We start from the raw sequence: 11,721 nt of genomic DNA, 5'->3' as shown, positions 1-11,721 counted from the left end.
TTGATCTCCATTGTCAATCGAGGTCAGACCCGCCGGATGATCTGTCCGGCATGATCGAAAAGGTGGCAGGCGTGTCGGTCCAGGCAGAGAGGCACGGTGTCGCCGGAGTTGAACTGATGGTCGCCGGCGATGCGGGCGATGGCAGGTTCGCCGCCGGTTTGGAATGAGACATAGGTTTCCATCCCCAGCCGTTCCGACAGCAATGCCGTTACTGTGAGGTCTGCGGCATGCGGCTCTGCGAGCGTGAAGGCTTCGGGGCGAATGCCAAGCTGAACCGTGTCGCCGACTTGCAAGGTGTTGGTGCGGTCCAGCGCAATGGACCAGCCCTGATCCGTCGCGACTTTGACGGAGGTTGGATCTGCAGCGTCGACGCGGACCGGGAGGATGTTCATCTTCGGTGAGCCGATGAACTGGGCAACGAACAGATTGTCGGGCTCCTTGTAGAGCTGGATAGGATGATTTGCCTGTTGAACCTGTCCGTCGTTGAGAACCACGATCCGGTCTGCCAGGGTCATGGCCTCCACTTGGTCGTGTGTCACATAGACGATGGTCGATCCGGTGGACTTGTGGAGTTGTTGCAGCTCGGCACGCATCTGCACACGCAGCGCGGCATCAAGGTTGGAGAGCGGTTCATCAAACAGGATGACCTTCGGTTCCTTGATGATCGCGCGGCCGATGGCAACGCGCTGACGTTGTCCGCCGGACAGCTCCTGCGGGCGTCGTTCAAGCAATGTGTGTAATTGCAATCGCTCGGCCACATCGTCGACACGGCGCTTGATCTCACCCTTATCGGTTCCCTTGAGGTCAAGGGAAAACCCGATGTTTTCGGCCACCGTCATATGCGGATAGAGAGCGTAGGATTGGAAGACCATGGCCAACCCGCGTTTGTCAGGCGAGATCTCGTTCATGCGCTCGCCGTCGAGATGAAAATCGCCGTCGGAGATGGATTCCAGACCGGCGATCATGCGCAGCAGTGTTGATTTGCCGCAGCCGGAAGGGCCGACGAACACAGCGAATTCGCCATCCTCGATGTCGATGTTGACGCCCTTGATTACCTCCAGGCCACCGAAGCGTTTGCGGACATTGGTCAGTTTGATTGAAGACATATCGGGTCTATCCTTTCAGACCGCCGCCGAAGGTCTGCACGAGATAGCGCCGGGCAAGGGCAAAGGCGATAACGGCAGGGGCGGTATAGACAATGGCGACGGCGGCAAGGAAGCCATAGTCGATCTGGTTGGCACGCAGGAACGCGGCATAGATACCAAGCGGCAACATGCGCAGTTCCGGTGAGGAAATGAAGGTGAGGGGGAACAGGAAATCCCCCAGGCTGCGATGAAGGCAAAGAGGCCAGAGGCGGCAAGTCCCGGCATGGCCAGTGGCAAGAGCACACGGCGCAGGCGCTGTGTGAACGTGGCGCCATCCATGACCGCAGCCTCTTCATACTCGGTGGAGACGGTGTCGAAGAAGGTCTTCATGATCCACAACGCCAGCGGCAACTGCATGGTGGCCAGCATCAGGATCAGACCGAGATAGCCATCGATGAAACCGAAGATATGCATCAAGGGCCGGAAATAATCTGATCCGGCGATGGGGCGGATGATCCCGGCAATGACCTGATTGCCGCTCAGCATGACCTTGTACAGCGGCACGATGAGGGCGGTGGGCGGGATCACCCGGATCAGGATGATTGAATACAGAAAGGGCCGCTTCCACCAGGCGCGGGTGCGCGACAGAGTGTAGCCGCCAAAGCCTGCCAGTACCAGGGCAAGCAGGGTCGCACCACCGCACACGATCAGTGAATTCATCAGCCAGCGCAGGCCGTGCTGCTCGTAAAAGACATTGACGAAATTGATCAGCGAGAAGCTTTTCGGCACTTCCAGAAAAAGCCCGGCATTCGGGTCGAAAGCAGCCAGCAACAGCCAGATGAAGGGCATGAAGCAGTAGACGCTGATGAGCAGCAAGAGGCCGAACCGGCTGGCAACGGCTTTGGTTGTGTCGCTCCCGTTTGCCATTACACTTCCACCTTCAGAATGCGAACATAGAACAGGCCGATGAGGAGTGAGAACGCCAGAAGCACCACCGCGACGGCGGAGCCATAGCCGAGCTGATAGGCGTTGAATGATTGATTGTAGATGTAGATGCCGATGAGTTCCGTTGCGCCGGCAGGCCCGCCACGGGTGAGGGCGAAGACAAGGCCGAAGATTGCCAATGTCGAGACGGTGGAAACCAGCAGATAGAGAAAGATTGTCGGGATCAGCAGCGGCAGGGTGATGCGCTGGAAGACCTGACGGGTGTTGGCGCCATCCATGCGGGCGGCTTCATACAGCTCTTTGGAAATCGAGCTGAGACCTGAGGTCATCAGGATCATGGCAAAGCCGATGCCGCGCCAGATGTTGACGATAACGATCATGGTCAGCGGAAAAGTCGCCAGCCATCGCTGCGGATCAACACCGAACCAGGCAACGATGTTGTTCAACGTGCCGTATTTTCCGGCTGCCAGCACAGAGGCCCACATTAGCGCCGCGACAACTTCCGGCACCGCATTGGGCATCAGGATGATGGCATTGACGATGGGGCGCAGCAGGAACCGCTTGTTGAGCAGCATGGCGGAGAGAAGACCAAGTGCCAATTGGCCGATGACAGCAGAAAACAGCACAAACCAGAAGGTGATGGCGAGCGAATGCCAGAACCCTGCATCGGTGAACAGCTTGGTGTAGTTGGCAAGACCGACAAACCGGGGGTGCATTGCGGCAAGCCCCGTCAGCGACTGATTGGTCAGACTGGTGTAGAAGGCAAAGCCTGCCGGATACAACACGAAGGCTGTCAGAAGGGCAACGGATGGCAGGATCAGCATCCTGTTCCGCCATGCTTCCCGGCGTTCGAACATGTACATCGTGAAACTCTTGTCTGAAAAGAGAAGGGCTGCCAGACGTCGCAAAAAGGGGCAGGCCAGAGGCCTGGATACCTTTGGATCGTCAGGGAAGGGTCAGCGAGACCATGGCCGCCTACCTGCCTTGACAGCGTGGCGGCCATGGCAGAGGCACGTTATTCGACCTGATCGTCACCGAGCGTGTTCTTGACGTAATCGACAAGGATCTTCTGCGCTCCGGCAGCATCAGTCTTACCAAGAAGCAGGGCTTCACTGGCACGGGCAACGCCTTCGCTGACGGCGGACAGGCTAAGGGCGCTTTTGAGGAAAGTCCCGTTCTTCAGGTCTTTCATCAGCGGCACCAGCGGTGTCAGCTTTTGGAACTCGGCATTGTCGACGGCTTTAGTGCTGGCGGGCAGATTGCCTTCCTGCTTGGCATAGCTGACCATCAGATCAACCGACCCCATGGCGACAGCAACCTTCTTGGCGGCGTCTTCATCCATCGCCTTGCTGCTGACAGCCCAGGGATGGTTGAGGCCGACCATGACGTGTTCGCCACCATCCCTGCCCGGGACGGACCATGTGCCAACGGTCTTGGTGATGTTGGGAATCGGGTTCTTGCTCTGCGAACCCCAGTCGAAGATGTAGCACCATGAGCCACAGCTTGTAATGAGCAGCTTGCCTGCCGGAAACATCTGATATTTCGGGATCACCCAGGGTTCTGGTCCAAGCAGTGGATCAACCGGCAGGAGCTCGTCCTTGACCATCTGCTGATAGAAGCCGAAGACCTCGCGGATGCCTTTGCTGGTGAGGTTCAGCTTACCGGTTTTCTCGTCCAAGATCTGGGGGGTAGAGCTGCCTGCCAGAAGATAACGGAACCCTTCGTTGTAGACCCCGCCGCCCCATGTCACGCCCATCGGCAGAAGAAGTGAATAGTCGCCTGTCTTTTTCTTGGCCTCGACCGCGCGCTCGAGAAGGTCTTTCAGGACTTTGGCTGCGCCGTCGAGACACCCGCTTTTTCCAGAACATCGCGGCGATAGTAGAGCTGCTGAACCGAGAGCATTGTCGGCACGACGAAGATCTTGCCGTCACTGGAGGTCGCCAACTTTTGCGCGACGGGATAAAGCTGCTTGAAATTGTCCGAAGCCTGTTCGGCGCTTGTCAGATCGGCCAAGGTATCCGGCGGCCGAGAAGTCGACGATCTGCGCATCTGGAATTGGGAAAATATCAGGCCCGGTGCCTGCTGCCAATTCGGTCAGCAGCTTGGAAATATATTCCCGATCGGGACCGGGGTACTCGATCACGTCGATCTTGATACCGGTTTCCTTTTCGATCTCCGGCACTACAGCCTTGAGTGCATCAATGCGGGCCTGACGATGCTCGGCAATACGCACCGTGGTGGCAAATGCGGGCTGTGTCATGACACCAACCGCCAACAGGCAGCCGGCCAGAAGTCCTTGCTTGAACATTTATTTCCTCCCTAGAAGCTGCCTTAGCGTCATGAGGCCGTGTGGTGTCTCCCTCCCCGGAAACGCCTTATGACCGACACTTGACAACCATTGATAAGCTATTTCAAATATCTCTATGTTTTCTTGGGCGCGTTTGATGGTTTTATGGGAATATTTGATATTACCGAGCGGTTCACAGTCAATTTGAACTCAAAGATTGGAGCAAATGACTGGTTTCATATCTCGCGCCCTTTCATCGAGCGGGCGCCGCCGCCGTCGTTTCATGATCACGATTTCTTCGAATGCTTCTGGATCGTTTCCGGCTGGTGTACGCATTTCATCAATGGAACCATTGAACCGGTCCGCGCGGGCACCTTGACATTTATCCGGCCCGGTGACTGGCATGCCTTCCAAAATGCCGAAGGCCCTGCCTGCCAGATGATTAATGTCGCTTTTAGTCGGGAAACGGCCAATCATCTGCTCGATCGGTACTCGGTCGAGATGAAAGGCCGGTTTTTCTGGGCCGAAGGAAACATGCCGGCATCCTTTGTGCTGGATGCCGTCCAGATGCGAGACCTGTCGTTACTGGAGCAGCGCCTGAGCCGTGGCGCTCGTTCCCTTGCGCGTATCGAAACGTTTCTGCTGTCTCTGACGGATGGTTTGTTGACCGAGGCGGTGGATGCGCCTGCGGAAGCGCCTGAGTGGCTTGTGTCTGCCTGTCAGGGCCTGTCGGACCCGGCTGTTTTACGAAAGGGCGTTTCGGCATTGGTCGATTTGAGTGAGCGCAGCCATGAGCATGTCTCACGTACGTTTCGGCAAATCTTTGGTCAGACACCATCGGCTTATGTCAATGCCTTGCGCATGGATCAGGCGGCGCGTCATCTGGTCGACAGTGATCTGGCAATCACTGAAATTGCTTTGGAATGCGGGGTGGAGGACCTCAGCCATTTCTATCGATTGTTTCGGGAGGTTCATGGGACCAGCCCGATGAAATACCGGCGAAGAGCGCAAGTTGATCTGGTGCATCCGCGCCGGGCCGAGATCAGCACTGAATCATGATCTGTTCCGGGAGGGGACGACGATGAAAATTGCACTGACAGGCGCTGCGGGCCGATTGGGGCAAGCCATCTTGCCGATGGCGTTGGCCGATGGCCATGAGGTGGTTGCCATTGATCGGGAATTGCCTGACTTGCCAGACGGAGTGGAGGGCATTGTTGCTGACATGCACGACTACGGCCGACTGGTCGATTTGTTCTCAGGTTGTGAGGCCTTGATCCATATGGCGGCCTTTCCCAGTCCCGTCGGTCATCTGGATCACGTTGTTCATGCCAACAATGTGGTGGGGAGCTACAACGCTCTTCATGCCGCCGTTGATGCGGGCATCTACCGTATTTGTCAGGGATCAAGCGTCAATGCGCTGGGCTTGGCTTATGCGAAGCGGCAACGTTTTGATTATTTTCCGGTCGACGAGGCGCATCCAACCTATTGCGATGAGGCCTACAGCCTGTCCAAGTGGATTTGCGAACAGCAAGCCGACAGTCTGGTGCGCCGGTTCGATCAGCTTGTCGTCGCCAGCTTGCGGTTTCACTGGGTGGTGGCAACACGAAAAATGGCGGCAGATATGCAGACCCCGACAAGTGAAAAGGGCGGTCGGGAGCTTTGGGGGTATGTGCTTGCACGTGATGCCGCGCGCGCTTGCTTGTTATCGTTGACGGCGGATTTCAACGGGCATGAAGTGTTTTATGTCGTGGCCGCCGATACAACGATCAATGAGGAAAGCAGTGCCATGGCGGCGGCCCTTTATCCGAAGGTTCCACTTAGCGATGTGAGCCGGTTGGGAATTCTTCCTTTTTCTCATCACAGAAAGCCAACCAGATTTTGGGGTGGGTGCCGACGAAGAGTGTCTGAGAGCCATAGCACGAAAGGAAGGTGCCACTCGTAAAAGCTATTCGGTCCGCGACGGCCTGTGCAGGCTGTCATAATTATTTGTGATCATGATTTTATATTTTCTGAATGTTTCTAATGTTTGTATCTAAGTATTTGTTTATAAATATATTTTTTGATAATTTTTTATTTTTCATATCTGTATTTGTGCGTACGCTAAAATGAACGGTGGTAATTCTGTTGCCTGATTTTTAACAGAAACAACCGTACTCAAGCCTGATGTAGGTGTGCTTGCATAAGTGGTTTGCGGGCATTGCCAGTGACTTCTGCGGTGTTGAGGTTCTCCTGAATGAAAAGTTTGCTAACTGTAAAATCCAAGCTGTACGCAGGTTTTGCCTGCATCATTACCGCATTGGTCGCTGTTGCGGTCATCACGATCTCCGGTCTGACCAACGTCAAGGGGCAGTTCGTTGATTATCGGGTTGCTGCACGCCAGTCGCTTGTCGTCAGTGAGATGGTGCAGAGTATCATTGAAGCTCGACTTCAGTTTATGCGGTATCGCGTATCTTATGACCCTTCGGCCATTGCTCTTTTGAAAGATCGTTTTGCGGATGTCCGCAAGGCAGAAGTCTCCATGAAAGCGTTGTTTTCCGATGCAAAAACCTCAACGGAAGTTTCGCAGCTTTTGGGAATGTTTGAGAAGTACGCAAGTGATCTCGACAATTTCACCAAGGCCCAGATGGATGTTGATGGAGCCGCGGACCGCTTGCATGAGAAAGGCCGCGACATTCGTATGAAGCTCTCCAAGATCATGGAGAGTGCCTATAAGGATGGCGATCCAGCTGCGGCCTTTTATGCAGGACGGGTGCAGGAAAGCCTGCTTCTTGGCCGTCTGTATGCGGAGCGGTTTCTCAAAAGTGCCAAGGTCGAGTACCGGGATGAAGCCTTGAAGCGAGTGGAGGAGGCGAATAACGCTGCTGCAACTCTTCTCAAGGAATTGAAAAATCCGGGACGTCATCAACTGATGACTGAAGTCTCGTCGGGTCTTGCACAGTATCGGGGAATGCTCGTGTCGATTGGTGGCGGTTTGAAAACACGCGATGACATGAGTGCCGAGATGGATCGTATCGGCCCGGTGATGATGGGGGGCTTCAAGACTATTGTGAACCGGGTTGTGGCTGTTCAAAACACCATTGGGCCGCAAGCTCAGGCGCGGGCCGAAAGCACCGCCTCGCAAGCCCTTCTGATCAGTGTCATCTTTGTGCTTGTCGGGAGTGCGATCGCCTTCTTATTGGCATCGCGTCTTTCTGGGGCGATCCAGCGGATCAATCGCTCGATGAGGGTTATTGCCGACGGAGAGTACACGGCCACAGTCTTTGGACTGAAGCGGACGGATGAAATTGGCGAAATGGCGCAAGCTGTTGAGGTGTTCAAGACAAATGGCATTGAACGTGTGCGTCTGGAGCAGGAACAGGCTGACCTCGAAAAGCAGTCGGCTGAGGATCGCCGTGCCGCAGCACATCAGCTTGCCGACAAGTTCGAGGCCACCATTGGTGGAATTGTTCAGACGGTTTCCACGGCGGCAGGGCATCTTCAGGAGGCTGCCAAGACGTTGGCGGACACATCAGCTGGAACCGAGGAACGCTCCACCACAGGTTGCGTCAGCCTCGGAAGAGGCGTCGACCAATGTTCAGACCGTTGCAGCGGCGACTGAGGAATTGACTGCGACGGTCAGTGAGGTCGGCAATCAGGTTGAGATGTCTTCGCGTAAGTCACAAAATGCCGTTCGACAGACAGAAGCGACTGTCGGCAAGGTGCAGAAGCTCGCAGGTGCTGCCGAGAAGATCGGGGCCATTGTCGACCTTATCCAAGGCATCGCCGAGCAAACCAATTTGCTGGCGTTGAACGCGACGATCGAAGCCGCGCGTGCCGGGGAGGCGGGTAAGGGATTTGCCGTTGTGGCGGCTGAGGTGAAGAACCTTGCTGAACAAACGTCGAAGGCAACGAGCGAGATTGCTGATCAGATTGGTTCTATCCAGTCGTCAACGAGTGAATCGGCTCAGGCCATTGGGGATATTTCCGCTATCATTGACGAACTGAACAGCATCTCTTCGTCCATTGCCAGTGCGGTGGAGGAACAGTCGGCGGCAACCGGTGAGATCGCCCGTAATATTCAGGAGGCCGCATCCGGCACCAATGAGGTGTCGCGGGCTATCGGCCATATTCGTGAGGACGCGGCCAGCTCTTCCAGCGCCTCAAGCCAGGTTCTGTCTTCCGCTTTGGAACTGGCGGATAAGGCCTCCGTACTCAAGCGTGAGATGCTCACATTCATCGCCAGTATCCGGGCTGCCTGAGCTCGGATTGCTGCAAGATGATCAAAGGCGCGACAGGTGAAGATCTATCGCGCCTTTTTTGCGCTGTTGCCGCCGTGGATCGCAGTTATCTGTGCCCATCGGTTGGAACCATGTCGAGTAAGCGCCTGTGCGGCATGGGGTATGTAGCTGTCACGCCGCCAGAGTAGAGCCATGTGTCAGGCGGTTTCCAATCCCCTGACGTCTCGCATGACAAATGATGAGGCCGCGCCCGATTGTTCGGCAATCATGCGCGGCAGAAAGGCGACGCCCAGTCCAGCTGCTGCCAGTTCCAGAATGAACGAGGTCTGACTGCTGCGTGCGGTGATCTGTGGCTCGACGTTTTCCGCATGGCAGGCCCGAAGAATGATTCGATTGAGCGCGAAACCGCTTTCAAACAGGATGAAGGGCACATCCGCGAGATCCGCGAGACTGAGTTTTCCATTTGAGGCGGTGGTCTGCGCGAGAGGGTGAGAGGGCGTGAGAAGGGCGACCAGCGGCTCGCAGCGCACCGATTGCCAGACGAACTCTGCCTTGTCGACCGGTAGCAGCGAGGCGGCCAGATCTATTTCGCCGGCCCGCAAGAGGTCCTCCAACCGGTCACTGCCATATTCGACCAGATGAATGTTGATCCCAGGGTAGCGTTGGCGGTAGAGCGCAAAGGTGGACGCAAACAGCATGTTGGAGCCGATGGCAGGCAAGCCGAGCCGTAGTTCGCCTTTGCGCAAGCCGGTAATTTCGCCGATCTCCGTCATCATGGCATCGCGGTCGGCCAGAAGCTTCAGGCCACGCTGATAGACCACGTCGCCAATGGCGGTCGGCAAATTGCGCTGGCCGCTGCGGTCGATCAACGAGACGGAGAGTTCGTCTTCGAGCCGCCGCACGGCTTTCGAAACGGCAGACTGTGTGGCGTTGAGCTTGAGGGCCGCTTGAGAGAAATTGTTGACGCGAACAACTTCGACAAAGGCGCGAAGGTCCCTGAACTCCATAACTATTCCTCATTGGAATTAGACTTAGAAAAATAAGTCATTTTGAGAATGTATGCAAACTCGCTATATCTGAACGAACAGGAGGGCCCCGGAAACAGGAACGAGTGATGACGTCGAGAGCAATGTTCGTGCGTGCCCGCCGCAGTTTGCGGCGCAGTCTTCCGGCCCAGATTCTGATTCTTGTTCTGGTACTGGCTGCTGGGCGAGGTCGTCTCGTCGCTGCTTCACCTGCCGATCCCGGGCAGCATTCTGGCTCTCGCAGCCGTGCTGGCACTGTTGCTGAGCGGGCGTGTGAAGCTGCTGACCTTGCGCCGCGGCGCCAATTGGTTTCTGGCCGAAATGCTGCTGTTCTTCATTCCGGCTGTTCTTGGCATTCTCAAGCATCCCGAGTTTTTCGGTTGGCTGGGGGCCAAGATCTTTCTCGTGATCATTGCGGGGGTTCTCAGCGTCATGTGTGTCACGGCGCTGACGGTAGAACTTTGCAGTCGCTGGATGGGGAGACGCCATGACAAGCGTATGGCTGTCGAAGGCTGATCTTCTTGCGTCGGCTGTGTTCTGGTCGGTGCTGACGATTTTCTTCTATCTTGGTTCCAAGCGGGTGTATCTGCGCTGGCCGCGCTGGTGGTTGATGCCTTTGCTTGTTGCCCCGGTTTTGCTGATTGCGCTCGCTCTGGTCTTGCACACGAGCTACGCCGTTTATATTCACGGCACAGGCTGGTTGGAGATGTTGTTGGGGCCGGCGATGGTGGCCTTTGCCGTGCCGATTTATGAACAACGCCAGATGATCCGGGAGCATTGGCCGGTCTTGCTGGCCGGTATGCTGGTGGGCACTACGGTGTCCATTGCAGTCAGTTGGGAGCTTGCAAGCCTGCTGGGGCTGGATGAGGCGGTTCGCCTGAGTCTGTTGCCACGCTCCATCAGCACACCGTTTGCGCTGGTGGTCTCGTCGGATATCGGTGGCTTGCCCAGTTTGACCGCAATCTTCGTGGTGGTGACCGGGGTTTTTGGTGCAGCCGTTGGTGAAGGCATGTCGACGCTCTTGCGTATTCGCTCGCCGTTGGCACGGGGGCCCTGTTCGGCGTTGCTGCTCATGCCGCCGGAACAGCGCGTGCCCATGAAATTGGTCGCGCCGAAGGCTCGTTTGCAGGCCTTTTGATGGTTCTGGTCGGTTTGCTGAATGTGCTTGTCGCGCCGTTTCTGGCGCAATTCTTGCGGTGATCTCGATTACACCTGAAGTCATGAGTTATGGAAACGGGGCCTATGAGGCCCCGTTTGTTTTCGCCGGTACTCTTGCGCGATACGAGGTCAAGCGCCGGGGTTGATCATGCCGAAGACTTTTTCAAACGTTCCGGTCTGCTCGGCGGTCCGCATCGGCAGGACGCGCTGAACAAGCACTTCAGGCGGCGTTGGGGTTGCGCACAACAGATTCATGGTTTCAGTCACGAAATCCTCCAGTGGCAGGGCGTGTTCAGCTTTCGACTGTCCCGGTGTCAGCTCGGTGGCAACGAGTGGTGGGGCGATCTCTACCACTTCGACAGTTGTATCCCGCAACTCATGGCGCAACGAGATGCTCCATGAGTGGATTGCGGCCTTGGTTGCGCTGTAGGTGGGCGTATCGGCCTTCGGCACGAAAGCCAGCCCGGACGATACGGTCACAAGAGCGGCTTCGTCTTTGCTGCGCAGATGCGGCAACAGGGCAGCGCTCAGTCGAGATCGGGCCGTAAAGATTGGTCTCGATGATGCGTGTCGGCACATCGAGGTCAACATGATCTGCCGTCATGTCTTCGCTTTCCATGATGCCTGCATTGTGAATGACCGCATTCAGATCCGGATGAGCCGCAAGCACTGTCTCGGCGAAGGCTTTGATGCTGTCAGCCTCCATGATGTCGAGTTCGAAACCGGCCATGTCCGGATTGGCCTCCAGTGTCTCGCGCAAGGAAGAGGGATTGCGTCCGGTGATGATCACCTTGGCGCCGCGTGCTTGCAGTTTCTCAGCCAGTCCGCGCCCAATGCCGGAATTGCCGCCGGTGATGAGGATCGTTGCTTTGGTGAAATCCATTTTAATGTCTCCATCTGGTGTGGGACCTGATATAGGAATGATCGCTTTCGCAATGAAAGAAGGCACCTGAAAGTTTTATACTCTCTCAAAGGAGAGTAATGCGATATTCTGCCGATTCTCG

At 56.1% G+C, this 11,721-nt stretch carries 7 protein-coding genes and 5 pseudogenes; 6 read left to right on the top strand and 6 right to left on the bottom strand.

The window, feature by feature from the left end; genetic code table 11:
• Positions 1-23 precede the first annotated feature (23 nt).
• The 4 genes and pseudogenes from AC0L7U_RS05730 to AC0L7U_RS05715 form a co-directional block, all read right to left on the bottom strand.
• On the bottom strand, positions 24-1,106 hold the full coding sequence (locus AC0L7U_RS05730; RefSeq protein WP_473694498.1) for an ABC transporter ATP-binding protein: 1,083 nt from the start codon (positions 1,104-1,106) through the stop codon (positions 24-26).
• 15 nt (positions 1,107-1,121) lie between these two features.
• Positions 1,122-2,012, bottom strand: coding sequence for a carbohydrate ABC transporter permease (locus tag AC0L7U_RS05725; protein ID WP_473694496.1), 891 nt, complete (start codon positions 2,010-2,012; stop codon positions 1,122-1,124).
• Entirely contained in the window at positions 2,012-2,854 is an 843-nt protein-coding gene (locus AC0L7U_RS05720; protein ID WP_473694494.1) for a carbohydrate ABC transporter permease, read from the bottom strand. Before AC0L7U_RS05720 ends, AC0L7U_RS05725 begins: the two co-directional genes overlap by 1 nt.
• Positions 2,855-3,045: 191 nt before the next feature.
• Positions 3,046-4,338, bottom strand: a pseudogene (locus AC0L7U_RS05715) (ABC transporter substrate-binding protein).
• 144 nt (positions 4,339-4,482) lie between these two features.
• Between AC0L7U_RS05715 and AC0L7U_RS05710 the strand changes: the two are divergent.
• From AC0L7U_RS05710 to AC0L7U_RS05695, 4 genes are all read left to right on the top strand, one after another.
• Positions 4,483-5,376 carry a helix-turn-helix transcriptional regulator gene (locus AC0L7U_RS05710; protein ID WP_473694492.1) on the top strand — a complete coding sequence of 298 codons (894 nt, stop codon included), beginning with the start codon at positions 4,483-4,485 and terminating at the stop codon, positions 5,374-5,376.
• 22 nt (positions 5,377-5,398) lie between these two features.
• Positions 5,399-6,259, top strand: a complete 861-nt coding sequence (locus tag AC0L7U_RS05705) for an NAD-dependent epimerase/dehydratase family protein (RefSeq protein WP_473694490.1) — start codon at positions 5,399-5,401, stop codon at positions 6,257-6,259.
• A 291-nt stretch (positions 6,260-6,550) separates the two neighbouring features.
• A complete protein-coding gene (locus tag AC0L7U_RS05700) occupies positions 6,551-7,915 on the top strand; it encodes a HAMP domain-containing protein (RefSeq protein ID WP_473694489.1) in 1,365 nt (454 codons plus the stop codon).
• A 4-nt stretch (positions 7,916-7,919) separates the two neighbouring features.
• Positions 7,920-8,555 (top strand): methyl-accepting chemotaxis protein, encoded by a 636-nt coding sequence (locus AC0L7U_RS05695; protein ID WP_473694487.1) that lies wholly within the window; start codon positions 7,920-7,922, stop codon positions 8,553-8,555.
• Between the two features lie 179 nt (positions 8,556-8,734).
• Here AC0L7U_RS05695 and AC0L7U_RS05690 read toward each other — a convergent pair.
• A pseudogene (locus tag AC0L7U_RS05690) lies at positions 8,735-9,541 on the bottom strand (LysR family transcriptional regulator); the annotation flags it as partial.
• 107 nt (positions 9,542-9,648) lie between these two features.
• Between AC0L7U_RS05690 and AC0L7U_RS05685 the strand changes: the two are divergent.
• Positions 9,649-10,075 (top strand): annotated as a pseudogene (locus AC0L7U_RS05685) (CidA/LrgA family protein).
• Positions 10,047-10,759, top strand: a pseudogene (locus tag AC0L7U_RS05680) (LrgB family protein). The pseudogenes AC0L7U_RS05685 and AC0L7U_RS05680 overlap by 29 nt, the downstream one beginning before the upstream one ends.
• A gap of 87 nt (positions 10,760-10,846) precedes the next feature.
• Here the strand turns inward: AC0L7U_RS05680 and AC0L7U_RS05675 are convergent.
• A pseudogene (locus AC0L7U_RS05675) lies at positions 10,847-11,600 on the bottom strand (SDR family oxidoreductase).
• Positions 11,601-11,721: the final 121 nt, after the last annotated feature.

The organism is Roseibium sp. 10G30-5, assembly GCF_055809635.1.
Note: the sequence above shows the minus strand (reverse complement) of the source record. Positions and strands in the feature narration are given on the sequence as shown.